Raw genomic sequence first — 23128 nt, forward strand, 5'->3', positions numbered from 1 at the left:
TCGGCGGTACCGGCGGGCATCCGTGGCGTTACCCACCGGTACAGCCGTCCGGGGAATAGGCCCCTTCGGCCGCAGGTTGGCCGGACGTAAGGCCGTTTGAATTACGGGCGTACCCTGGTGTTCGCCGAAGAATCCAATGCAGCGAAAGCAAAGGGGAGTGCCGGAGTGTCCGCTGTCGCACCCGACGGGCGCAAGATGCTGCGCCTGGAGGTCCGGAACAGCCAGACCCCCATCGAGCGCAAGCCCGAGTGGATCAAAACGCGGGCGAAGATGGGCCCCGAGTACCAGCAGCTGCAGAAGCTCGTGAAGGGCGAGGGGCTGCACACGGTCTGCCAGGAGGCGGGCTGCCCCAACATCTTCGAATGCTGGGAGGACCGTGAGGCCACCTTCCTCATCGGCGGCGACCAGTGCACCCGGCGCTGCGACTTCTGCCAGATCGACACGGGCAAGCCGCAGGCGCTGGACCGCGACGAGCCGCGCCGCGTCGGCGAGTCCGTCGTCACCATGGACCTGAACTACGCCACCATCACGGGCGTCGCGCGCGACGACCTGGAGGACGGCGGCGCCTGGCTGTACGCGGAGACCGTGCGCCAGATCCACGCCCTGACCGCGCAGCGGGAGGCGGGCGCGACCAAGGTCGAGCTGCTGATCCCCGACTTCAACGCGGAGCCCGAGCAGCTCGCCGAGGTCTTCTCCTCACGCCCCGAGGTGCTCGCGCACAACGTGGAGACGGTGCCGCGGATCTTCAAGCGGATCCGCCCCGGCTTCCGCTACGAGCGCTCCCTGGAGGTCATCACGCGGGCCCGGGAAGCCGGCCTGGTGACCAAGTCCAACCTGATCCTCGGCATGGGCGAGACCCGCGAGGAGGTCAGCGAGGCGCTTCAGGACCTGTACGACGCGGGCTGCGAGCTGATCACCATCACGCAGTACCTGCGCCCCTCCGTGCGCCACCACCCGGTCGAGCGCTGGGTCAAGCCGCACGAGTTCGTCGAGCTGAAGGACGAGGCCGACGCGATCGGCTACTCCGGCGTGATGTCGGGCCCGCTGGTGCGTTCCTCGTACCGCGCCGGCCGCCTGTTCCAGCAGGCGATGGAGGCGCGCGGCGCCGCCGCGGCCGGGAGCCCGCCCACCGCGCGGGCCGTGTGAATCCGCTCACCCGGCGCTACTGACCGGTAACCGCATGTCGACGGCGGCCCGCGCACTCTCCGCAGGTGAGGGACGCGTATGGGCCGCCCCGGCGTGCGCGGTGCCGGAATCAAGGATTCATTAGTGTTTGACCGACCGGTCATGCGCTGGTAACACCGAGCGGTGACCCTAGGTACACGTACACGTACACGTACGGCGTCGGCCTGGCCGCCGCCGTCACCGTCACCGCTTCCCGTTCTCAGTCCGCGCCCCGGGGGCGCATCCGTTCCGAGGGGGAACACCATGCAGGCCGCACCGGTCCGCGCGCACGCCCTTCCGTCCGTCACCACCGCCCTGCGCGCCGTCGAGTCGCTGCTGCTGAGCAGCGGCCAGCGCACCGCCCGCCGCAACGCCTGGACAGCCGTCCTGGAGGACCGCCGCCGCGCCGAGGACCGGGTGGAGGCCCAGTACGTCCTGGAAGCCGTGGGCGAGGGTCACGCCTAGGAAGTCCCGCCGCCCTCGCGACGGGGTCCCGGAGGCCCGGGGTACGCCCTGGCGGCGGACTCGGACTCGTGGCCCCCGGCACACGCACTCGCCGATCCGCCCTGGACGTCGAGCCCTCCCCCGGGCCACGTAAACTTCGCATCATGGCGAGGAAGGCAAACACTGAAGGCGCGGACAGCGCCGAGAACGCAGGGCGGCTCAAGCAGATCGCCCTGACCTACAAGATGACCAAGCGGACCGACAGCAAGATCGGTCTCGTCGTCGCGGGTGTGGGAATCGTCACGTTCGGTGTCCTCCTCGGCATCGGCTTCGCGATCGGCCACCCCGTGTACCTGGGCATCCTGGGCTTCGTACTGGCCGTCCTCGCGATGGCGATCGTCTTCGGGCGACGCGCCGAGCGGGCGGCCTTCGGACAGATGGAGGGGCAGCCCGGCGCGGCTGCCGCCGTCCTGGACCGGATCGGCCGCGGCTGGACCACGACTCCCGCGGTCGCGATGAACCGCAGCCAGGACGTCGTCCACCGGGCCGTCGGCAAGGCCGGCATCGTCCTGGTCGCCGAGGGCAACCCGAACCGCGTGAAGAGCCTGCTGGCGGCCGAGAAGAAGAAGATGGCCCGCATCGTGGTGGACGTGCCGGTGCACGACATCATCGTGGGCAACGGCGAGGGCCAGACGCCGCTGAAGAAGGTCCGCACCAAGATGCTCAAGCTCCCCCGGGTGCTCACCGGCCCGCAGGTGACCAGCACCAACGACCGGCTGCGCGCCATGGGCGACCTGATGAGCAACATGCCGCTGCCGAAGGGGCCGATGCCCAAGGGCATGCGGATGCCGCGCGGCGGAAAGATGCGCTGAGCCCGGGCGTACGCAGGACGCGGTGAACGCGAAGTGGGGTGGTCCCGGACCGAACAGGTCCGGGACCACCCCACTTCGCTTCGCTCTTCACATGCGGATCTGCACGGCGCGCGCCAGCCGGTCGTGCAGTCCGCGGCCGTCGCGGTCCCAGACGAGGGCGGGGATGACGAGCAGCAGCAGGACGGTGCGCAGGAGCACCCGGACGAAACCGAGCCGTCCGCCGTTCTCGGCGGCCACCCGCAGCCCCAGCAGGCGTTTGCCCGGGGTGCAGCCGATGGTCCCGACGGTCAGGGCGCTCAGGACGAGGAAGACGCCGAGCGCCCAGTTGCCCGCCATCTGCTGGTCACCGCGGGCGAGCAGCCCGTAGGCGATGAGCATGCAGAGCGTCCAGTCGATGAAGACCGCCCCGAACCGGCGGCCGAGCGGCGCCATCGATCCCGGCCCCTCCTCGGGCAGCCCGAGCCTCTTGCCCCGGTAGCCGAAGTCGGCGCCCATCTCCTCGGCCGCCGCGCGGGGCCCCGAGAGCCACGATCCGATTGCTTGCCTGTTGTCCACCCGTCCACGGTACTGCGCCCATGTTTGCGCCCTGCCGGGCGGGGCACGGAAACAGCCGCGGAGATGCCGCCCGCCCTCGCCCCGGTTAACTTGGGCGAAACAAATGGGTCATGCTTGAGAAATCCCGCCTGCCTATGGTCGGGTCCAGCGTGTGCCACCGCACTGGCCGCACCACGAGCTACAACCCCGTCCCTCCCGGGCCGGGAGTAGGAGGAGTTGGATGTTCCAGAACGCCGACGAAGTGCAGAAGTACATCGCGGACAACGACGTCAAGTTCATCGATGTCCGGTTCTGCGACCTGCCCGGGGTGATGCAGCACTTCACGATCCCGGCAGCGACCTTCGACCCGGCCGAGGAACTGGCCTTCGACGGTTCGTCGATCCGTGGCTTCCAGGCCATCCACGAGTCCGACATGGCGCTGCGCGCGGACCTGTCGACGGCTCGGGTGGACCCGTTCCGCCGGGACAAGACCGTCAACATCAACTTCTTCATCCACGACCCGATCACGGGCGAGCAGTACAGCCGCGACCCGCGCAACATCGCCAAGAAGGCCGAGGCGTACCTGGCCTCGACCGGCATCGCGGACACCGCGTACTTCGGCCCGGAGGCCGAGTTCTACGTCTTCGACAACGTCCGCTTCCAGACGTCGGCGAACGAGAGCTTCTACCACATCGACTCCGAGGCCGGCGCCTGGAACACCGGTGCGCTGGAGAACAACCGCGGCTACAAGGTCCGCTACAAGGGCGGCTACTTCCCGGCCCCGCCGGTGGACCACTTCGCCGACCTGCGGGCCGAGATCTCCCTGGAGCTGGACAAGAACGGCCTCCAGGTCGAGCGCCAGCACCACGAGGTCGGCACCGCCGGCCAGGCCGAGATCAACTACAAGTTCAACACGCTGCTCGCCGCGGCCGACGACCTGATGCTCTTCAAGTACATCGTGAAGAACGTCGCCTGGCGCAACGGCAAGACCGCGACCTTCATGCCGAAGCCGATCTTCGGCGACAACGGCTCGGGCATGCACGTGCACCAGTCGCTGTGGCAGGGCGGCTCGCCGCTCTTCTACGACGAGCAGGGCTACGCCGGCCTGTCGGACATGGCGCGCTACTACATCGGCGGCATCCTCAAGCACGCCCCGTCGCTGCTGGCGTTCACCAACCCGACGGTGAACTCGTACCACCGCCTGGTCCCCGGCTTCGAGGCCCCGGTCAACATGGTGTACTCGCAGCGCAACCGCTCCGCCGCGATGCGCATCCCGATCACCGGCTCGAACCCGAAGGCCAAGCGCGTCGAGTTCCGCGCCCCGGACCCGTCGTCCAACCCGTACCTCGCGTTCTCCGCGCTGCTGATGGCGGGCCTGGACGGCGTCAAGAACAAGATCGAGCCGGCCGAGCCGATCGACAAGGACCTGTACGAGCTGGCTCCCGAGGAGCACGCCAACGTCCAGCAGGTCCCGACGTCCCTCCCGGCCGTGCTCGACGCCCTGGAGGCGGACAACGAGTACCTCCAGGCGGGCGGCGTCTTCACGTCCGACCTGATCGAGACGTGGATCGACTACAAGCGCACGAACGAGATCGCCCCGATCCAGCTGCGCCCGCACCCGCACGAGTTCGAGCTGTACTTCGACATCTAAGAGGCTGGGGTTGGCTTGCCTGAAGGCGCATCTCGAAAACCTGCTGTGACCTACGAAATCAGCTCTTTTCGCTGCCAGTGCTTGTTTTTCGCCGCCTTGTGCCCACGTGTGCACCGGCCAGCCACCTCTTCGACGTGATGTCAGGTGCCACGAGGGCTGCCACCCATTCAGAGTGGCAGCCCTCGCTGACTCTTCCAGGCTACTTGACGCGTACACGCCATTACCTGGCAGTGGTTGCCGCCGAAGTTTGGGCTTCGGATCCGGACTGGCAAAGGCTTCACTGCAAGCAGGAGACTGGGGGGCGAGGCCCGCACCGCATACTCCCGGACGCCTGATCACTACGCGGCCAACGTCTACGCAGACCGTCATCACGGTCGGCAGCGTTCCTTCCTCCAGGTCGCCGACCGGGCCGGGCAGCCCCACACGCGCCGTTTTACTGGGCGACAAACACTACGACAGCAACATCGCGGCTACGTAGGTAGCTGCACAAGGCCGCATCGTGCTATTGATCAGAAACTCATGGGGTTCTCGTCCAGGACGTAGCGGACGTGCGGGCCGCCGAAGTAGCCGCGGACGATGTGCGGCTGACGCTGGCGTCTGCGGAAGAAGCGGCGGGTCTCGGCGGCGAGTTCGGCCTGATCGCGAGCCCGGTGCTGCTTGGGCAGGCTGTGCTCGAGGTCCGCGTTGACCAACTCGTCGGGGTTCAGCTCGGGCGAGTACGGGGGCAGGAAGTGCAGTTCGAAGTCGTCGGAGTGGGCGGCGAGCCAGTCGCGGACCCTCTTGGAGCGGTGGGCGGAGTGCCCGTCGACCACGAGGTGGACCTTGTGGTCGAAGTGGCCGGCGAGCCGGTCCAGGAAGCGGCACATCACCTCGGCGGTGAAGCTCTCGGCGAAGACCATGAAGTGCATCCGGCCCTTGGTGCTGATCGCCGAAATCGCGTTCACCGAGAACCGGTTCCCGCTCCGCCGCACCACAGGTGTCCTACCCCTCTCACCCCAGGTACGGCCGGTGACCTGGTCCGAGCGGATGCCGACCTGATCGGCGAAGAGGATCCCCCCGTCGGCCCTCGCCTTCGCGCGGATCCCCGGCCAGGTCTCCTGATGCCGGCGCCGGACAGCATCCGGGCCCTGCTCGACGGCCCGCTTGTCCGGACGCTGGAAGGACAGCCCCCAACGCTTCAGGTACTCGCCCACCCCCACCTCGGTCAGCCGCACCCGGTACAGCTCCGCGATCAGCTCCCCCACCCACCGCCGCGTCCACAGCTGACCGCAAAGCCCCACCTCACAGGGCCGGTGATCGAGTACCGCCTGCCGCACCACGGCCTGCTCGGCCTCCCCGAGCACCTGGCGCACCCGACCGGCTTGCCACGCGGACGCATGACCAGCGCCTCCGCCCGCCGGCCTGCCACTTCGCCCACCACGTGCCGACCGCCTTCAACGACACCCCGAACACCGCCGCCACGTCCTCGCGGTCCCGTCCCGCTACCAGCGCGGCCACCGCCCGCAGCCGCAGGGCCTCCTGCGCCGACGGCGACAGATGCCGCGCGTCCCCCACCAGATCACTCACACCCGCCCAACGACCCAGAAACCAAACCGTTTCTGATCAATATCACTGTGATGCTCTTCTTGGGGCGCCACCAGCAGAGGAGTGTGTAGCCGGTGAAGTGCGAGCGCCGCGGATGTCAAGGCGTCTTCTTGAAGAACGAAGAACTGCCATCACGCTTCCGGCCGGGCATTGCCGGCATAAACCCAGGCCCGGCCGGTCTGGCGGTATTCCTCCACCGGGATCGGTTCGACGCCAGTTCGCATGCGGGCGGCGTAGAGAAGGCCATCGAGGTGATCGACCTCATGGTGGATGAGGCGGGCGAGGCCGTGTTCGTACACGGTGGTTAGGGGCTCGCCGGTCAGGGCCGCGGTCTCCACCGTGACCTTCAGAGCGCGGGGCACGAGGCCGCGCACGTCGAAGAAACTCAGGCAGCCCTCGTACTGCTCGTCCGTCTCGCCTGAGCGGGCAGTGACCATTGGGTTGAGCAGGACGATCGCGGGTGCGTCGCCGGGCGGCTGGACGACGGCGGCGGCGCGGCTGATGCCGATCTGTGGGGCAGCGAGGCCCACGCCTTTGGCGAAGGGATGGACCTGGCTGATGCGGTCGATGGCGGCGAACAGCTCGTCCACGACACGCTCTGCTTCATCCTTCTCAGCAGGCAGGTCGAAGGCGCGGGCCGGTTCGGTGAGGATGGCGGCACCCTGCTGAACGACTCCTAGGTCTCGCATCCGCTGGCTGGGCCGCATGTCCGTCACCTGAACTCTCCTTGTTCCGTCTCGGGTTCGGGCTGTAACCGGAACCGCCATTCCAGACGGTACCGAGCGTGCAGTGCGGGCGTGGTCGTGATCCACGTGAAAGTCCGCTGGTCACCGTCGTCCCTGCGAATGGGTGGGGTGCGCAGCGGCGAGGCCTCGGCGGTCATGGATGTCTCGGTGCCCCAGACGACGGGGTCGAGAGCAGCCGGGAAGACCAGTTGGACTTCGAGTTGCTCGGTGGGCAGACGTACGGCTCGCTGGAACCAGTTGCCCCACTTCTCATGGCCCACGGTGTACGCGTATTCGATCCAGACGGACTCGCCCGGGTAGAGGGGGAAGCGGCCGTGCTCGTTGTCGAAGAGCAGCCAGACTTCTTTGAAGGCGTCACGGTCGTGCTTCGCCTGCCATCGCATCGACTCCCCTCGGCAGATGGCTGTGAGGTCGAGTTCGTCCCAGGTCAGGGGGTGTGCTCGGTAGTGGGCGTTGGATTGCTCGGGGTTGCCGGGGTAACGATCGACTGAGATACGGATCAGGTAGCGGGTCACCGGCTCAGTGCCGGTGTTGCGCAGTAGTCGGCGCATGGTGAGCCGGTAGGAGCGGCCGTCGTAGTGGAGAAGGGCCGCGTCGTGTTCGACCACGAGAGCCGAATCGGTGGCGTACGGCTGCTCGGAGCGGCGGAAAGCCAGCGGAGCTGGAGACGGGACGCCGCTGCGCGCCCGTGCCTTCTCGTACTCGCGCCATCGTCGCCAGATGGCCTTCCCTGCCCTCAAAGCCTCGTCGGCGAGCCGGGCGAAGTCTTCGCTGGGTTTGTGCCGGCCCGACTCCACATGGCTGACGTAGGACGGGTCGAACCCCATCGCCCTGGCCAGCGCCCGTTTGGACATGCCGCGCACCTCGCGCCAGCGCGCCACTTCCGCCGCGAAGTCCTCGGCCGTCTGGTCGCCGGTGATCTCTTCGCCCTGCGCGTCCATCGGAAGACCCGCCCCCGCGTGATGGTCAGTGAGCATGAATGAACCGTGAGTGATCCCAGTTCATCATCCCGTCACGGCTTGCGCCACGGGTTTCCTTCCCTCATCACCCCGGATCGACCTGTCCGGGCAACTGAGAAAGGCGAAACTCGATGCACATCTTGTATCTGCTCAATATCTCCAACCCTGACCGCCTGTCGGCTGATTCGGGATGGATCTTCGCGGACCTGCTCGCTCCGGCCCTGGTGGACGCCGGAGCCAGCGTGACCGTAGCCGCACCGGCAGCGGTCGGAGACGAACGTTGCGGCTTCTACCTGACCGGGGTGCCGGAAACGAAGTATCGGGCACGGTTCTCCTCCGACCTCGACGAGTTGGTGGAAATGATCCGGGACGAGCGGCCGGATGTGGTGGTGGCCAACCAGATCGAGGAAGCTTCCGCGCTACGTATCGCCTTGTTGGAGGCCGGATCGAGCGCGCTGCTGGTCGGCTATTGCCACTACCTTCCGTTCTCGTTCACAGCCGAGGGGCAGCTCCTGCTCGACCCCTCCATGAACGACGCCGGACTGGGCAAGCCGGTGCTTCTGGCCTTCGCCGCCGGGTTGGCCGCTTGCGACCGGGTGATGGTCCACTCCGGCCTGGCAGCGTGCTGGGTGTCTGCCGCCGCCGCTCGGATGACGGTGGATCTCGACGACAAGGTACGGGTCGTACCGGCTCCCCGTGACGAACGCCTCGTTCGGGACCCCGACCATGCCAAGCCCAAGGACAGGGCTGGTTCGATCGGCGTCTACAACCACCGGCTGTACGCGCACTACGGCACGGAGCAGTTCGTGGATCTCGCACGGCACCTCGCCGCTTCCGGGACGGTCCGGCTGCGGGTCATGGATCTCTTCGGTCCACGCCGCGCGGAACGGAAGATCCTGGACGACAGCCCTGAACGGATGCGCGACCAGCTCGCGGCCCTGCCGCGCGTGCAGCTCGTGTCCGACCGAGGTGACCGTCTCCGCTACAGGAACCTCCTGGCCGGCGCGCGCTTCGGCATCGCCCCCTTCCGCCCCGGCTGCCCTTGGTCGATGAGCGTGATCGACTGCCAGGGCATGGGTTTGCCGGTCATCGCGCCCCGGCTGGGCTGGCTCGCCGAGCACATCGATCCCGAGCTGTGCTTCACCACCACGACTGAAGCCGTCGGACTCGCCGAACGCCTCGCCACTGACGACGGGTTCCACGCGGCACACGCCAAGCGTGCGTATGCCTCCACCGTCGACTTCACGCCTGTACGGGTCGCCGCACGCTACTTGGAGGCCCTGTCGTGACGAACTTCGACGCCGTTCTCCTGTCGTACGACGAGCCGATGGCCGACGCTCTGCACTCGCGGCTGCAACGGACCCTCGGGAGTTCGGTCAAGCGCCTGCACGGAGTGCAGGGGATGCGCAGGGCCTACCGGCTGTCTGCCGAGGTCGTGGACCGCGAGCAGTTCCTCCTCGCCGACGGGGATTTTTCCATTGCTGCCGACTTCGATGTGGCTGCGATCGAACCATTGGACGAGGCGGTCTCCATGCGGGTGTGGCGGGCGATCAACCCGGTCAACGGCCTGGCTTACGGATACGGCGGGCTCAAGCTCATTCGCCGCAGTGCTCTGCGTGAGATGGGCAACGCCGTAGACGTGCTCGCTGCCCTGCCTGGACGGATCGAATTCGCCCAGCAGACCGCCGGGATCACGAGGTTCAACCAAAGCCCCTTCCACGCGTGGAAGGCCGGTTTCCGCGAGTGCGCGATGCTCGCCCGCGGCAGCGAGTACGGCATGGCCGACGACGATTCCCGCCAGCGAGTGGAGGCATGGACCATGAGCCGCAACGCCGAGTTCGCCCCGTACGCCGCCGCGGGGGCCCGCGAAGGGGTCGCCTTCGCCAAAGAGTTCCCTCGCGCCTCCGGACAGTTCGACCACCTCAACGACCCCACGTGGCTGCGGGAGAGGTTCACTGCCGCCCACGGGGACCCGGCGGTGGCCGGGTGACCGCCCCCCTGGTGCTGATCGAGCCGTACGCCGGCCGTCGGGGCGGGCACCACCAGCGCACGCTGGTGGCCCTCGCCCGGGCCCGGCCCGGCAGCCTCGTGATCGCCCCGCACGGGATCGCCCGCGAGGCGGTGGCGGCCCTGCGCGAGGCCAAGGCTCGCCGGATGACCGGACCGGCCGGGCACCCCGCGGCCGTGCTGCTGGCCGCCTCCCGCCTTGCGGCCGGGCTCTCCAAGGCTGGACTGCAGGTTTTCCGCTCGCGCCGCCGGCCGCGCTTCCTGCGGCGGCTTCCGCACCAGATCACCCTCATCGCCCGGTGCTTTGCGGAGGCATCGGCCCTGAGGACCGCCCGCCGACTGGAGCCCGGCGCTGAGGCGGTGGTGATCCTGAGCGCGAGCGAAGCCCTGCACGGGGCCGCTGCTCTCCTAGGCGGGCTGCCGCACCTGCGGTTCGTCCACGAACAAGTCACTGCCGAGGACGCCGCTGTGCGGTTCCTCGGCCGGCTCGCCCGCCGGGGCGAAAGGCAGGTTCTGGCAGTGTGCCCGACCCTGGCTGTAGGCGATCAGCTCACGGCAGCCTTCCCGGACCTGCCCTCGGTGGTGCGGGCCTTCGCTGTCGATGATGGTCGCCGCCTCACCGACGCCGAACGCGACGGCGGCCGTACCGCCTTCGACATCCCCATCGGTGAAGCCGCGGTGTGCCTGGTCGGCGGCTGGTGGCCCTACAAGGACATCGGTGTCATTGACGCCGCTCTGCCCCTGCTGAAGGATCCGCTGCACCTGGTGGTCACCGGCATACCTCTCGACGAAGCCGTGCTCGCCCGATGGCGTGACCTGCCGAACGTCCGCCTCCACACGGTGCCCGGACCAGTGAGCGAATCGGTGCTGCGGCTGGTATACGCCGCCGCCGACGCTGCCCTGGTCACCCGCCGCCCCGGCGTCGGCAAGGAGTCCGGGCTCGTGATGGACGCCGCCCGCCTCGGCGTCCCCCTGGTCGTCTCCGACCACGACCCCGGTCTCACCGCCCGCCTGCGTGGACGGCCCTGGGTCCTGCCCTTCGCCGCCAGCGCGCCGGACGCCCTCGTCGAGGCCCTGCACAGCATCATCCGTCAGCCGCCTGAGCGGCCCGGCCCCGAGGCGCCCCAACTGTTGGGGATGTGGTCGGCGGCCGGGCAGGCCAACTTCCTCACCCGCGCCTTCGCCTCACTGTGTACGAAGGAGTCCCGATGCTGAGCACCCCTCCCCCGCTGATCGCCGTCGTCGGCCCGGTCGAACCACCGCTGCTGGCCAGCTGGGTCCGCCACTACCGGTGGCTGGGCGTCGAGCGGTTCCTGATCGCCTTCCACTTCCCCGAGCACGTGCCCGACCAGCAGCGGCACGAACTCCAGGCCGCCAGCCACGAACTGGGCATCATCCCCACCGGCATCAGCAACGGCCCGTGGCACGAGCACACCAACACCCAGCTCAGGGACGCCCTGCGGCACCGGGCCGGCCAGGGCTGGCATCTGCTCGCCGACGCCGACGAGTTCCAGCAGTACCCCGCCCCGCTGAGAGAGGTGATCGCCCAGGCAGAAGACTCGGGGCACCGCGTGGTGGGCGGCCTGATGCTCGACCGGATCGCCGCGAGCGGGCACCTGACCGGCTGGAGGCCCGGAGGCGGACTGGATCTCGCCTATCCCCTCGGCGGGCACCTCACCCACCGGCTCCTGCACGGGGACCCTAGGAAGATCGTTCTCGCCCGCCACGATGTCACCGTTTCGGGCGGTAACCACCGGGCCCCCGGACAGCATCCGGATGCCGACCGCATCTGCGCGGTTCACCACTTCAAGTGGCGTTCGGGCGTTCTCGACGACCTCCGCCGCCGGATCCAGCACTTCTCGACCGGCACATGGCAGGAACAGACCCCAGCCGTACGCGACGAGGCGAGCCGACTTCTGTCGCACGTCGACCAGCACGGGGCCAAGATCAACATCAGCGACCCGCAGTTCGCCTTCCGCCGGGTGAGCCTGGACCGCATTCCGTTCACCTGGCCCAGCGAGGCCCGCCGCATCGTCACGACCTGGCAACCGCACACCGCGCGCCGACCAGGATGGGAGACAATGAAGGCGCCCAGGCACAGCTCCTCGCGGAAGGGATGACCGCGTGCCCCTCGCCGTTCTCCTGGCCGGCATCACCGGCTCCGGGAAGACCACAGTCGCCCAAGCCCTGGCCGGCCACGGCTACACACGCCTGTCCGTCGACGAGGAGGTACACCGCCTCCACGGCCGATACGGGGTGGACTACCCCGAGCACACCTACTTCGAGCGCGAACGACCCGTGGTCGAGGCAATCCGGCAGCGGTTCTTCAAGGAGCTGGAGGCCGGGAACGACGTCGTCCTGGACCACGGGCTATGGCGGCGCGCCGAGCGCGACGCCTGGCGGCAGGTCGCCCGCGATGCAGGCGGCCACCCGGTCGTGGTCTATCTCCCTGTCGGGCGGGAAGAGCTGCTTGGACGCCTTGCCGAGCGCAACCAGCGTGAGGACGCCAACGCCCTCACCGTCACCCCCGAAGCCCTCGACGACTTCTTCGCCCGATTCGACCGCCCGGCCGACGACGAAGCAGTCATGGTCTACACCCGGGACCTGGACGCGCTCGTGGGGGCACTGTTCACGGTCAGGCACAGACAGGTCTGAAGTAGTCCCACTCAGTGCTCGTCATCACCGAGCACTGACAGATCCGGCCCACGCTTGCCCCGCCCACGCCGGCGGCGGGCTGTGATCAGCGCTCCGCTCACACACTGCTGTGGGCGCAGGCTGAAGTGCGGAACCGATGGGCTTGGCACTCGTGCTGCTTCGCGTGCATGTTGCTTGCAGGCTTGTTCGGCTGTGCGGTGGTACGCCTGCTCGCACAACCGCTCCCACGCGTTGACGTCTTGGCTCCGCCACTCGGCGGCCGCGGGCGCGGGTGCCCGACTCACCGACGCAACGCGTGCGACTGGACACCGCCCATGGCCACATCCTGCTCTCCGACGCGGCGACCCGGGATGATGGGCTGCACGTCCTCGATCCGAAGCTCGGATTCGCCATCGAGCAGATAGTCCCGGAGGACGTGCATGCCTGCATACGCCCCCCATCCGCGACGGCTTCACCAGCCGCCTTGTCGCCTCGTGGCTCCGAGGTGTTCTCAGTAGCGGAGCCCGATCACGTCGACGCGGTCGACGAGCTCGCGCTCAGGTGTGTCCCGGGTGCTTGTCCTCCGCCTCCTGGATGTGCGTGGCGATGGCGGTCGCCAGTCGGTCGTGGAAGGCGGGCTCCAGCATGTGGCCCATGCCGGGCACGGTCAGCAGGTGCGCGCCCGGTACGGCGTCCGCGATCAGGCGTCCGTTGGGCGGAGGGAAGATGGGGTCGTCCTCGCCCTGGACGACGAGGGTCGGGGCTTCGACCCGGGTGAGGGACGGCAGCAGGTTCAGCCAGTTCTCGGAGGTTCGGTCCGCGGCCTGTTTGTGGTCGAACGCCATGGTGCGGGCGGGGTCCGGCGCGTTCGCCGTGAGCTGCTCCCGCCAGTACGACCGGTCCGTGTCGCCTCGGCTCCCGCAGGCCAGCGCGAAGGATTCGGCCAGCAGTTCCGCGTACGGCTGGTCGGTCGGGATCCCGGCCACGGCTCGGGCCCAGTCCTCGCGCGGGGGCGGTGGAGTCGTGTGGCGGGGCTCGCGGCCGTGCAGCGTGGCGTCGAGCAGTACGGTGTAGTCGCCCGTCGACATCATCGTGGTCAGCCCGGCCACGCGGTCGGGGTGGCGCAGCGCGGCGAGCAGTCCGATGAAGCCGCCCATGGAGAGGCCGACCAGGTGGACCCGCTCCCGCCCGAGCGCATCGGCCAGGGCGATGACGTCGTCGGTGAGGTCGAGCAGGTCGTAGGGGTGCTCGGTGAAGACGCCGTGGGTCGAGGCGCCGATGTCGCGGTAGTCGAAGTGCGTGGTGTGCAGTCCGCTCGCGACGAGTCGGGCGCGGAAGTCGGCGGGCCAGAACGACCCGGGCATCGTGTTCCCCATGAGCAGGACCACCGCCGGCCCCGCCGGGTCGCCGGCGGACCAACACGCGATCTCGTGGTGCGGACCCCGCAGACCCCAGGGCGTCGGCGGCTCGATGGAGGGCTGTTCAGTGCTGGACATTCTTGTGATCCTAGGGACTTGCGGGGAGGCGCGCGCCTGCTTTTTTCCGGCGTCGCCCCGGCGTCTCGCCTTCCCTGCGTGTCCACCCGCCTCCGGTGGCCCAGCGGTCGGTCGGTGCGCGTGTCGGGCAGCCCTCAGGCCAGCGTTTCGCTCAGGGCCCTCAGGAATCGGGGTTCGTCGTCGCGGAAGGGGAAATGGCCGCCGGGGAAGGTCCGCACCGTGAGCGGCAGGGCGGTGTGCGGCTGCCAGGCGGTGGGGGCGGTGGCGGACATCGGGTCGGTGGTTCCGGTGAAGACCGTGAGGGGGACGGGCAGCGGTGGGCCCGGCCGGTGGTAGTGGGTTTCGGCCAGGCGCAGGTCCGCGCGGAGCGGACCGGTGATCATCGCGCGCAGGTGGCGGGAGGCGAGGACCGGTTCGGGGATGCCGCCGTGCCGGGCCGAGACCGCTTCGAGGAACGCGTCGTCGGGCAGGGTGTGCAGGGGCGGGCCGGGGCGCGGCAGGTGCGGGGCCGGGAAGGCGGAGGCGATCAGCCGGCGGGGCAGCGGGCGGTCCTGGATGTGCAGGGCCCTGGTGATCTCGTACGCCACCAGGGCCCCCAGGCTGTGCCCGAAGAACGCGAACGGGCCCTCGCCCAGGGGTACGTCGGCCAGGAAGCCCGCGACCAGTTCGGGCATGCTCCCGGCGTAGGGCTCGCGGTGGCGTCCGCCGCGGCCGGGCAGCTGGACCGTGTGCAGGGCGACGCCGGGCAGGGCGTCGGCCCAGCGCGCGTACTCGGCCGGGTTCCCTCCGGCGTGCGGGAAGCAGTACAGGTCCAGCGTGCCCGTGGAGCCGGGCGGGGTGAGCAGCCAGGGGCGGGCCGTCGCCGTGGGCTTCATGCCCGACGGGCCGCGAGGACGCGCCGGGACAGGTCCGGGACCAGCTCCGGTGCGGCGTCCTGGAGGTAGAAGTGGTCGCCCGGGTACGGGACCACGGCGGTGGGGCCCGCGCCGTACGCGCGCCATTCGTCGGCCCAGCGTCGCGCGTCCTCGTCCTCGGCGCCGAAGCAGGCCGTCAGCGGTGCGTCGAGCGGGGCGGCGCCGGGTGTCGGGCGGTAGCTCTCGATCAGTTCGTAGTCGGCGCGGAAGGCGGGCAGCAGGAAGGCGCGGAATTCCGGGTCGGCGAGCAGTTCGCTCTCCGCGGCGCCCATGTCCAGGACGTCCTCGACGATCGCATCGTCGCCCCGTGCGTGGATGCCGCGGGACTCGTTGCGGTGCGGCGGGACGGCCCCGGACACCACCAGGCCGGCCACGGGGCGGCCGTGCTCCTCGCGCAGGGCGAGGGCCGTCTCGTAGGCGAGGAGCGCGCCCATGCTGTGGCCGAACAACCACAGCGGGAGGTCGCCCGCGGCGGCCAGCACGGCGGCGATCCGGCGGGCCATGACGTGCGGGTCGGTGATGACGGGCTCCGCGAAGCGGGTCTGGCGGCCCGGGTAGCAGACGGCGCTCAGTTCGATGGCCGGGTCCAGGTGGCGCGGCCAGTCGCGGAAGAAGGACGGCGAGCCGCCGGCGTGCGGCAGGCAGACGAGGCGGGCCCGGGGTTCGGCTCCGGGCGGGCGGGCGGCGGTGGCGAAGGGGTGCAGCCACTCCTGGTCGGCGGTCAACTGGTCTTTCCTTTCGGGGAGTACGGTTCCTCGGAGCCGTGGGCGGGGAGCGGGACGGCGTGCCTCGGCGGGTGTTCTTCCCTCGGTCTCAGGTCGGTTCCCTGATCGGGCCGTACGCGCAACTCAGCGGAAGTGGTGAGGAGTTGCGCAGGCTGGTCCAGTTCAGGCCGTCCCAGGCGCCGTGTGTGTCGCCGGGTGCGGGTTCGGCGTGGAAGGCCGCTCCGGCCACGCCGGTCCCGGCGGCCTTGCCGAGGGCCTCCTTCACCGTCCACAGCCAGGCGAACTCCGTCGCCCGCGCGTGCTCGGGCAGCGCCAGGAGGGTCGTGCGGTGGTGCGGCGCGCACCACCGCAGGAGGGAGGCGGCGACCTCCTGCGGCGGCTGCTGCACGTCGACGCCGACCTCGCGGTCGTACGCGGCGCAGACGGCGACCGCCGTGCCGCTGTGGCTGACACTGACGCCGACGCGGGGCAGGTCCGGCAGTACGGGGCGGCCGGTGGGCCCGTATCCGACGGTTGCGGCGGCGGCCTCGGGGAAGCGCTCGGCCAGCAGGGCGCGCAGCGTGCGCCGGCCGGCCAGGTGCGCCCTCCGCCGGGCCGGCCCGGTCAACCGGCGTGCGTGGGCCCGGTCCTGTGCGGTGAGCCGGCCGGCGGCGGGGTCGCGGGTGCTCGACAGGAGCACCCAGACGCCGGGCGCCGGGGCCAGGCTCAGCGGCATGTCACTCGCCCGCGCCCGCGAGGACCTTGGCCCGGTCGACCTTGCCGGTGACGCCGAGCGGCATCCGCTCGTGCGTCCTGATCTCGGCGGGCACCATGTAGGCGGGCAGCGTCGTGCCGAGGGCGGTGCGCAGGGCGGTGCGGAAGGCGTCGGGGTCCTCGCGGTCGGCCGGGTTCTGGGGGACGACGTGGGCGACGAGCTGTTCGCCGCCGCCGGGGCGCTCCTCGACGCCGACGACGGCGGTGCGGACCTCTTCGAGGTCCCGGAGCGCGATCTCGACCTCCTCCAGTTCGATGCGGAAACCGCGGATCTTGACCTGCCGGTCGGCGCGGCCCAGGAACACCAGCTCGCCGTCCTCGACGGCGACGAGGTCGCCCGTGCGGTAGTGGACGCCGTCGCGGCCGGGCAGTTCGACGAAGCGCTGTCCGGTGAGGTCGGGGCGGCCGAGGTAGCCGGTGGCGACGCACGGCCCGCCGAGGTGGAGCTCGCCGCTCTCGCCGTCGGCGGCCTCGCGGCCCTCGGCGTCCAGGACCACGGTGGTGTGTCCGGGCATGCCGTGGCCGATCGGGACGCGGGCGCCGTTCCAGCCGGGTGCGATCCAGTAGAGCGTGGCCGTGACGATCGCCTCGGTCGGTCCGTAGGTGTTGCAGAGCGGGATCGAGGCGAGCGGGCCGTTGGCCCAGCGGCGTACGACGCCGGGGTGCACCGCCTCGCCGCCGAAGATGATCCCGCGCAGCGAGCCGAGCGCGTCGCGGTCGTCGTCCGTCAGCTCCTCGCCGAAGAACGCCTCGAAGTAGGCGGTGGTGCAGGAGATGTAGGTGACCTGGTGGGTCCGCACCCGGGCGAAGAGCTGCTGGCCGGTCCAGAGGGACGGGCCGCGCAGCAGCACGGTGGCTCCGCGGGTCAGCGGCGCCCAGATCTCCTCCACGGCCGCGTCGAAGCTCGCCGAGGAGAACGAGAGCAGCACGTCCCGCTCGGTGAGTCCGTACGCCTCGCAGGCGCCCCGCAGGTGTACGGCGAGTCCGTGGTGGCCGACCTGCACGCCCTTGGGGCGGCCGGTGGAGCCGGAGGTGTAGATGAGGTAGGCGGTGTCGTCCCCGGTCGCGCGGTGCGGTGCGAGGCGGGCGGCGGGTGCGGGGTCGGCGGGGGCGGTGGCCGGCCTGATCCGTTCGACGGGCAGGCCGGGTTCGGGGCCGTTGTCCGCGGTGTGCAGGACGAGGCGGGCGTCGGTGTCGTCGAGGATGTAGCGGACGCGTTCGGCGGGCAGTTGGGGGTCCATGGGCACCCAGGCGACGCCGGTCAGCCAGGCGCCGAGTGCGGCGGTCACGAACTCCGCGTTGCCCGGTCCGGCCAGGACGACGGTGTCGCCGCGCTCGCAGCCGAGGGCGAGCAGCCGCTCGGCCACCGCGTGGGCGCCGTCCCACAGTTGCCGGTAGGTCACGCGGTCCTGGCCGCAGAGCAGCGCGTTCTTGTCGGGGTGGCGAAGGACGTTCGCCTCGATGAGGTCGATGACGGTGGTCATGTACGTCTCCGTGGTCGGGGTCGGTCGAACGGAGGGCGGGATCGGAGGGGGTGACGGGGAGGGCGGTGTCAGTGCGGGGCGGCGGGGGACGGTGGAGCGGCGTCGAGGTGGGCGGCCAGGGCGCGGACGGTGGGCGAGCGGAAGAAGTCCGCCACCGGGACGCGGACGCCGGTGGCCTCGGCCGTCGCGCCCAACAGGCGCATGACGTCGAAGGAGTTGCCGCCGAGCACGAAGAACGAGTCGTCGGGGCGGGTGGGTTCGTTGTCGAGGATCTTCGTCCACAGGTCGCGGACCGTCGCCTCGGCCGGGCTCGGCGTCCAGTCGCCGGTGGCCGGCCGCTCCTCGGCGGTGTCGAGTTCGCCGGCCTCGAAGCGGCGGAGCAGGGCGACGCGGTCGATCTTGCCGTTGGCCGTCAGGGGCATCGCGTCGATGTGCAGGACGTGCCGGGGGATCATGTACGTGGGCAGGTCCTGCTGGAGCGCGCCGCGCAGAGCGGGCACGTCGAGCGGTTCGCCGGTGGCGGGCAGGACGAAGAGGCAGAGGGCGGCCTGCTCTCCGGTGCCGTGCACGGCCGCGGCGGCGGCCCTGACCGCGGGCAGCCGCTCTGCGGCCGTCTCCAGTTCGCCCAGTTCGACGCGGTGCCCGCGCAGCTTGACCTGGGAGTCCCGGCGGCCCAGGAACAGCAGGGTGCCGTCCTCGGCGCGCAGGGCCAGGTCGCCGGTGCGGTACATGCGGCCCGCGCCGCCCGGTGCGGGCAGGAAGGCGGCCTCGGTGCGCTCGGGGCTGTTGACGTACTCCTGGGCGGGGCAGATGCCGCCGAAGTGCAGTTCGCCGACCGCTCCGGGCGGCGCCTCGTGGCCGTCGGGGCCGAGGAGGTAGGTGTCGACTCCGGGCAGGGTGCGGCCGATCGGCACGTGGGACGGGCGTTCGGCGGGCCCGCCCGGCAGGACGTGCCAGGTCACCGCGTGCGTCTCGGTGGGCCCGTACAGGTTGACCAGCGTCAGCCCGTCGTGGGTGTCCAGGAGTCGGCGCGAGCGGCTGTCCAGGTGGAGCTGTTCACCCGACACGCAGAGGAAGGAGACGGTGGCCAGGGTGTGTCCGGCCTCGTCGGCGGCGGCGGCGAACGCGCCGAGGACGGCCACCGGGAGGTAGACGTGGGTCAGCCGCTCGCGGTCGACCAGCGCGGCCACCTCTTCGAGGTCGCGGCGGTCGGTGGAGCCCAGCCCGTACACCGTGCCGCCCGCCGCCAGGGTCGGGAAGATCTCCTGGTAGGAGACGTCGAAGCCGAGCGGCGCGAACTGGAGGAAGCGGGTGGCGGGTCCCATCGCCAGCTCGTCGAGCTGCCAGTGGAGGAGGTTGGTGAGCGCGGGCTGTCCCATCAGGACGCCCTTGGGCCGGCCGGTGGAGCCGGAGGTGAACATGATGTAGACCGGGTCGCGGCCGTCGCAGGGCTCCGGCGCTCGCGTGGTCGCTCCGGCCGCTTCCAGCTCCGCCACGGTGGCCCGCTCGGGCTCGTCGGGCACCACGGACGCGGCGGCGATCATGAAGGTGCAGTCGGCGTGGTCGAGCATGTAGCTCAGCCGGTCGGCCGGGAGTCCGGTGTCGATCGGCAGGTAGGCCGCGCCGCACCACAGGACGGCGAGCATGGAGACGACCGTGTCGGCGAGGTTGTCGGGCACCACCGCGACGACGTGGCCGCGGCGCACGCCCCGCTCGCTCAGTCCGGCCGCCGCGCGCCGGGTGCGCTCCAGCAACTCGCGGTAGGTCAGGCCCGTGCCGTCGGGCCCGGCGACGGCCGGGTGCTCCGGGTCGCGCTCGGCGGCGGCGGCCACCAGGCCGAGGAGTCCGCCCCGGGCCTCGGCGCGGGCCTCGTGGCCGCGCCGGAAGTCGGGCGTACGGCGGGTGGCGAGCGCTCGGGTCAGCTCGCCGAGCGGGGCGCGCGGCTCGTCGGCGGCGGCCAGCACGAGCTGCCGGTACTCGGCGAGGAAGCGCTCGGCGTACGGGGCGGGGAGCAGGTCGGTGTCGTACTCCAGCTCGATGAGCAGCCCGTCGTCGACGGGGGTCGCGCCGAGCCACAGGTCGAAGCGGGCCGCCTCCTGCGAGACGAACTCCACCGTGCCCGTGAGCCCGGGGGCGAGTTCGATGCGGGTGGGCAGGGTGTCCTGCATGGCGAACATGCACTGGAAGAGCGGGTTGCGGTTCGTCACGCGCTCGGGCGCGACCTCGGCCACCAGTGCGTCGAAGGGCACCGCCTGGTAGCGCATGGCCTCGCGGACGACGCCGGCGACGGCGGTGCAGTGCTCGTCGAAGGTGGCCGCGGCGGCGGGCAGCACGAGCGGCAGCGTGTTGACGAAGAAGCCGCACAGGTCGTGCGAGGCGATGGTACGCCGGGTGGAGAAGGGGCTGCCGACGACGACGGTGTCCTGGCCGGCGTACTGGCCCAGCAGGGTGGAGTAGCAGGCGAGCAGGAAGCCGAACGGGGTGACGGCCAGTTCGCGGGCCGCCGCCTCGACGCGTTGGCGTTCCCCGGTCGTGAGCAGGACGTGGAGGTCCCCGCCGGCGAAGGCGGTGTCGGCGGGGCGCGTCGGGGTCGGGTAGAGCGTCGTGGCGGGTGCGGCGGCGACGGCCGAGGCGAGCCGGGGCACCTCTCCGGCGGCGAGGGCGGCGTCGGTGGCCCGGACCTGGGCCGCGAGTTCGGCGGCGAGCTGCTGTTCGCGGCGGGCGGGGTCGGGTCCCGGCGCGGACGTGCGGTAGCCCTCGCGCAGTTCGTCCAGGAACGCCGTCATGGACACGCCGTCGCTGACCGAGTGGTGGATGTTGCACAGCAGCGCGCTGCGCTCCGGGCCTCGGACGAGCGCGAACCGGCAGAGCGGGGCCCGTCGCAGGTCGACCACGAGCTGGGCGAACCGGCGGCTCTCCGTCTCGACGAGACCGGCGAAGCCCGCGCCCCGCTCGGTGACGTCCCTGATCTCCAGGGCGACGTCGGCGGGTTCGGTGATCCGGGCCCGGGGCACGCCGCCGTCCAGGGCGAACTCGGTGCGCAGCGCGGGCTGCACCCGCAGCAGCCTGGTCAGGGAGCGGCGCAGCGCCTGCTCGTCGACCACGCCGTCGAAGGTGACGCGGAAGCTGATGTTGTAGAGGTCCTTGCGCTCCATGGCCTCCTGGATGAAGAGGAGGCTGCGCTGGGCGGCGGTGACCGGAAGGTCGGTGTCGGGCGCGGTCGCGGTGCGGGCCGGCGCCTCGGGGCCGGTGGTCGTCACGCTCATGCCCAGTCCCCCACGAAGTCGGCGAGGTCGGCGACCGTACGGACGTCGGCGAGGCGGTACGGGTCGATCTCCTGGGACGGGTCGACGGCGAGGTCGCCCAGGATGCGGAGCAGCAGCAGGGAGTCGATCCCGAGGGCCGCCAACTCCGTGGTGGGGGTGAGCGGGTGGCCGGTGCCCACGCGCCGGGCGATGGCGGCGGTCACCCGCTCGGCGGCCGGGGCGTCCGCGGCGGGTTCGGCGGCGGTCTCGGACGGGGCGGGTGCGGGAGTCGCTGTCATGTCGGGCCTTTCTGGGGCGCGGAGGTGGGCTGGGCTTCGTGGGCTGGGCTTCGTGTCCGGGCGGGGCCGGGGCTTCGTGTCCGGGCGCGGCCGGGGCTTCGTGTCCGGGCGGGGCCGCCGGGGCCGGGACGGCTGCCCGGGGTCGTCGCGCGGGCTCGCCTCAGCTCGCGGCGAGGACGAGCGGGTCCATCGGTTCGGCGGCGACGTCGAGGGCCGCGGCCACCAGCGCGGACAGCGCGGCGTGCGAGACGTTCGCCTTGCGGCGTACGACCTGGGTGAACGTCTCGAAGGGCGGCACCCAGTCGATCGCGGCGAGCGCGCCCTCGCCCAGTTCGCGTTCCACGGCGACCAGGGGCATGAGGGCCATGCCGATGCCCAGGGCGACACTGCGCTTGGCGGCGTCGACGGAGTCCAGCTCGAAGACGCGGGGGCGGTCGGCCTCTCCTCTCGGCCCCAGCGCCTCCTCGAACTGGTTGTGGTAGCCGGCGCGGCTGTCCGCGCGGATGATCGGCGTGTTGCGCAGGTCCGCGTCGGCGACCTGGCCGCGTCCGACCAGGGAGTGGGAGGGGCTGCCGACCAGGACGAGCGGCTCGGGGCAGAGGACCTGGGTCTCCAGTCCCTCGTGCTCCTCGGGCGATCCGACGACGAACGCGCAGTCGAGGCGGCCGTCGCGGACCGCCGTGATGGCGTCGGCGTCCGCGCCGGCGTGCAGGGAGACCTGCATCTTGGGGTAGCGGCGGTAGAGGTACTCGACCATGGGCAGCAGGCGGTAGCTGGTGACGCTCTCGACGGTGCCGACCTCCACGCAGCCGTGCGGCTCGCCGTCCGAGCTGATCGCCTGCCGGGCGCGGGCGGTCAGCGAGATGATCTCCCTTGCGTACGGGAGCAGTTGGACGCCTGCGGGAGTGGGTCGCACTCCGCTGGGCAGGCGTTCGAGCAGCGACACGCCGAGTCCGTGCTCCAGCGACTTCACCCGGGTGGTGACCGTCGGCTGTGACAGGTTCAGGCGTGCGGCGGCCCTGGTGAAGCTTCCGATCTCCACAACGGCCACAAAGGCGTCGAGTTGAGGAGTGTCCACGGTCCAGCCTCCTCCGGCACGGGGGTGGGACTGCCTTTCGGCTCCTCATGCTCCGGGCCCCCGCTACCAGCGCGCTACTGCGGCGGAACCGGCGGGGCGGGCCGCGTGGGAGGCGGGCAGGTGCCGGACGGTAGGAGATGAGTAGCGGGCACTTCTAGCGTTCTCGGCAGATGGAGGAGCGACCTTCCGCCCACCGACCGAGGAGACTGACTCACGTGCGAAAGATCCTGTTCAGCAGCGCAGCCGCACTGATCGCCGCCGGCGCCCTCCTTCCGCTCCCGGCCGCCCTCGGCGGGCACACGGAGGCCCGGACGGTCATGGCGGTCCTCGGCGACACCCCGTGGCCGCACTCCGGACAGTCCTCCGCGCTCCAGGACGACACCCCGTGGCCGATCGGCGGGAAGACGGTCGTCCTGGCCGACGGCGACACCCCGTGGCCGGTCGGCGGGGCCTGAGTCCCGCGGCGGCCGGACCGGTGAGCCCCTTTCGGGTCGTCCGGTGCCGGGTCGTCCGGTGCCGGGTCGTCCGGTTCCGGGACG

Annotated in this window: 21 protein-coding genes and 1 pseudogene; 10 read left to right on the plus strand and 12 right to left on the minus strand. The window is 71.0% G+C overall.

All coding sequences use genetic code 11. From position 1 onward, the window contains the following. Positions 1–165: 165 nt before the first annotated feature. From lipA to EES43_RS06925, 3 genes are all read left to right on the plus strand, one after another. Positions 166–1146 (plus strand): lipoyl synthase, encoded by a 981-nt coding sequence (gene lipA, locus EES43_RS06915; protein ID WP_124267897.1) that lies wholly within the window; start codon positions 166–168, stop codon positions 1144–1146. 282 nt (positions 1147–1428) lie between these two features. Beyond that, the gene (locus EES43_RS06920; RefSeq protein WP_124267898.1) at positions 1429–1629 is read left to right on the plus strand and encodes an SCO2195 family GlnR-regulated protein; all 201 of its coding nucleotides are present in this window, start codon (positions 1429–1431) and stop codon (positions 1627–1629) included. Positions 1630–1772: 143 nt separating this feature from the next. Continuing rightward, positions 1773–2480, plus strand: coding sequence for a DUF4191 domain-containing protein (locus EES43_RS06925; RefSeq protein ID WP_124267899.1), 708 nt, complete (start codon positions 1773–1775; stop codon positions 2478–2480). A gap of 87 nt (positions 2481–2567) precedes the next feature. Here the strand turns inward: EES43_RS06925 and EES43_RS06930 are convergent, their stop codons facing one another. Beyond that, positions 2568–2975, minus strand: coding sequence for an RDD family protein (locus EES43_RS06930; protein WP_206430168.1), 408 nt, complete (start codon positions 2973–2975; stop codon positions 2568–2570). A 280-nt stretch (positions 2976–3255) separates the two neighbouring features. Here EES43_RS06930 and glnA point away from each other — a divergent pair, with 280 nt between their 5' ends. Then, on the plus strand, positions 3256–4665 hold the full coding sequence (gene glnA / locus EES43_RS06935) for a type I glutamate--ammonia ligase (RefSeq protein ID WP_124267901.1): 1410 nt from the start codon (positions 3256–3258) through the stop codon (positions 4663–4665). 509 nt (positions 4666–5174) lie between these two features. Here the strand turns inward: glnA and EES43_RS06940 are convergent. The 3 genes and pseudogenes from EES43_RS06940 to EES43_RS30960 all read right to left on the minus strand — a co-directional run bounded on the left by EES43_RS06940 (position 5175) and on the right by EES43_RS30960 (position 7936). Further along, a pseudogene (locus EES43_RS06940) lies at positions 5175–6171 on the minus strand (IS630 family transposase). 209 nt (positions 6172–6380) lie between these two features. Beyond that, positions 6381–6956: a peptide deformylase gene (locus EES43_RS30955; RefSeq protein WP_241192619.1), complete on the minus strand. Its 576-nt coding sequence runs from the start codon at positions 6954–6956 to the stop codon at positions 6381–6383. 5 nt (positions 6957–6961) lie between these two features. Then, positions 6962–7936 (minus strand): helix-turn-helix domain-containing protein, encoded by a 975-nt coding sequence (locus tag EES43_RS30960; RefSeq protein WP_124271824.1) that lies wholly within the window; start codon positions 7934–7936, stop codon positions 6962–6964. Positions 7937–8085: 149 nt separating this feature from the next. Between EES43_RS30960 and EES43_RS06955 the strand changes: the two genes are divergently transcribed. The 5 genes from EES43_RS06955 to EES43_RS06975 are packed head-to-tail and all read left to right on the plus strand — an operon-like array spanning position 8086 to position 12616. Further along, positions 8086–9243: a glycosyltransferase family protein gene (locus EES43_RS06955; protein ID WP_124267903.1), complete on the plus strand. Its 1158-nt coding sequence runs from the start codon at positions 8086–8088 to the stop codon at positions 9241–9243. Then, positions 9240–9944 carry a hypothetical protein gene (locus EES43_RS06960; RefSeq protein WP_206430002.1) on the plus strand — a complete coding sequence of 235 codons (705 nt, stop codon included), beginning with the start codon at positions 9240–9242 and terminating at the stop codon, positions 9942–9944. The genes EES43_RS06955 and EES43_RS06960 overlap by 4 nt, the downstream gene beginning before the upstream one ends. Continuing rightward, positions 9941–11176, plus strand: coding sequence for a glycosyltransferase family protein (locus tag EES43_RS06965; RefSeq protein ID WP_124267904.1), 1236 nt, complete (start codon positions 9941–9943; stop codon positions 11174–11176). The genes EES43_RS06960 and EES43_RS06965 overlap by 4 nt, the downstream gene beginning before the upstream one ends. Then, a complete protein-coding gene (locus tag EES43_RS06970; RefSeq protein WP_124267905.1) occupies positions 11170–12081 on the plus strand; it encodes a glycosyltransferase family 2 protein in 912 nt (303 codons plus the stop codon). Before EES43_RS06965 ends, EES43_RS06970 begins: the two co-directional genes overlap by 7 nt. 4 nt (positions 12082–12085) lie before the next feature. Continuing rightward, complete coding sequence (locus EES43_RS06975; protein WP_124267906.1) at positions 12086–12616, plus strand: P-loop nucleotide/nucleoside kinase family protein; 531 nt, start codon at positions 12086–12088, stop codon at positions 12614–12616. A gap of 536 nt (positions 12617–13152) precedes the next feature. Here EES43_RS06975 and EES43_RS06980 read toward each other — a convergent pair. From EES43_RS06980 to EES43_RS07015, 8 genes are all read right to left on the minus strand, one after another. Further along, positions 13153–14091: an alpha/beta fold hydrolase gene (locus EES43_RS06980; RefSeq protein ID WP_124267907.1), complete on the minus strand. Its 939-nt coding sequence runs from the start codon at positions 14089–14091 to the stop codon at positions 13153–13155. 134 nt (positions 14092–14225) lie between these two features. Beyond that, complete coding sequence (locus EES43_RS06985; RefSeq protein WP_164493123.1) at positions 14226–14966, minus strand: thioesterase II family protein; 741 nt, start codon at positions 14964–14966, stop codon at positions 14226–14228. Continuing rightward, complete coding sequence (locus tag EES43_RS06990; protein WP_124267909.1) at positions 14963–15730, minus strand: thioesterase II family protein; 768 nt, start codon at positions 15728–15730, stop codon at positions 14963–14965. Before EES43_RS06990 ends, EES43_RS06985 begins: the two co-directional genes overlap by 4 nt. A gap of 88 nt (positions 15731–15818) precedes the next feature. Continuing rightward, positions 15819–16445 carry a 4'-phosphopantetheinyl transferase family protein gene (locus EES43_RS06995; protein ID WP_124267910.1) on the minus strand — a complete coding sequence of 209 codons (627 nt, stop codon included), beginning with the start codon at positions 16443–16445 and terminating at the stop codon, positions 15819–15821. Between the two features lies 1 nt (position 16446). Continuing rightward, positions 16447–17967: an amino acid adenylation domain-containing protein gene (locus tag EES43_RS07000; protein WP_124267911.1), complete on the minus strand. Its 1521-nt coding sequence runs from the start codon at positions 17965–17967 to the stop codon at positions 16447–16449. A 68-nt stretch (positions 17968–18035) separates the two neighbouring features. After that, positions 18036–21233: a non-ribosomal peptide synthetase gene (locus tag EES43_RS07005; RefSeq protein ID WP_124267912.1), complete on the minus strand. Its 3198-nt coding sequence runs from the start codon at positions 21231–21233 to the stop codon at positions 18036–18038. Continuing rightward, entirely contained in the window at positions 21230–21511 is a 282-nt protein-coding gene (locus EES43_RS07010; protein WP_124267913.1) for a phosphopantetheine-binding protein, read from the minus strand. The genes EES43_RS07005 and EES43_RS07010 overlap by 4 nt, the downstream gene beginning before the upstream one ends. 160 nt (positions 21512–21671) lie before the next feature. Further along, positions 21672–22589 carry a LysR family transcriptional regulator gene (locus tag EES43_RS07015; protein WP_124267914.1) on the minus strand — a complete coding sequence of 306 codons (918 nt, stop codon included), beginning with the start codon at positions 22587–22589 and terminating at the stop codon, positions 21672–21674. A 215-nt stretch (positions 22590–22804) separates the two neighbouring features. Here EES43_RS07015 and EES43_RS07020 point away from each other — a divergent pair, with 215 nt between their 5' ends. Then, on the plus strand, positions 22805–23044 hold the full coding sequence (locus EES43_RS07020; RefSeq protein WP_124267915.1) for a hypothetical protein: 240 nt from the start codon (positions 22805–22807) through the stop codon (positions 23042–23044). Positions 23045–23128: the final 84 nt, after the last annotated feature.

Origin of the sequence: Streptomyces sp. ADI96-02 (assembly GCF_003846185.1) — a bacterium.
In the GTDB taxonomy this organism is placed as follows: Bacteria; Actinomycetota; Actinomycetes; order Streptomycetales; family Streptomycetaceae; genus Streptomyces.

What these genes read in the sequence shown, in the direction of transcription:
- EES43_RS06930 (WP_206430168.1), bottom strand. Translation starts at nt 2,975, where the DNA reads ATGGGCGCCGACTTCGGCTACCGGGGCAAGAGGCTCGGGCTGCCCGAG.
- EES43_RS06980 (WP_124267907.1), bottom strand. Translation starts at nt 14,091, where the DNA reads ATGTCCAGCACTGAACAGCCCTCCATCGAGCCGCCGACGCCCTGGGGT.
- glnA (WP_124267901.1), top strand. Translation starts at nt 3,256, where the DNA reads ATGTTCCAGAACGCCGACGAAGTGCAGAAGTACATCGCGGACAACGAC.
- EES43_RS06925 (WP_124267899.1), top strand. Translation starts at nt 1,773, where the DNA reads ATGGCGAGGAAGGCAAACACTGAAGGCGCGGACAGCGCCGAGAACGCA.
- EES43_RS06955 (WP_124267903.1), top strand. Translation starts at nt 8,086, where the DNA reads ATGCACATCTTGTATCTGCTCAATATCTCCAACCCTGACCGCCTGTCG.
- EES43_RS06985 (WP_164493123.1), bottom strand. Translation starts at nt 14,966, where the DNA reads ATGAAGCCCACGGCGACGGCCCGCCCCTGGCTGCTCACCCCGCCCGGC.
- EES43_RS06995 (WP_124267910.1), bottom strand. Translation starts at nt 16,445, where the DNA reads ATGCCGCTGAGCCTGGCCCCGGCGCCCGGCGTCTGGGTGCTCCTGTCG.
- EES43_RS07005 (WP_124267912.1), bottom strand. Translation starts at nt 21,233, where the DNA reads ATGAGCGTGACGACCACCGGCCCCGAGGCGCCGGCCCGCACCGCGACC.
- EES43_RS06970 (WP_124267905.1), top strand. Translation starts at nt 11,170, where the DNA reads ATGCTGAGCACCCCTCCCCCGCTGATCGCCGTCGTCGGCCCGGTCGAA.
- EES43_RS06920 (WP_124267898.1), top strand. Translation starts at nt 1,429, where the DNA reads ATGCAGGCCGCACCGGTCCGCGCGCACGCCCTTCCGTCCGTCACCACC.
- EES43_RS30955 (WP_241192619.1), bottom strand. Translation starts at nt 6,956, where the DNA reads ATGCGGCCCAGCCAGCGGATGCGAGACCTAGGAGTCGTTCAGCAGGGT.
- EES43_RS07010 (WP_124267913.1), bottom strand. Translation starts at nt 21,511, where the DNA reads ATGACAGCGACTCCCGCACCCGCCCCGTCCGAGACCGCCGCCGAACCC.
- EES43_RS07000 (WP_124267911.1), bottom strand. Translation starts at nt 17,967, where the DNA reads ATGACCACCGTCATCGACCTCATCGAGGCGAACGTCCTTCGCCACCCC.
- EES43_RS30960 (WP_124271824.1), bottom strand. Translation starts at nt 7,936, where the DNA reads ATGGACGCGCAGGGCGAAGAGATCACCGGCGACCAGACGGCCGAGGAC.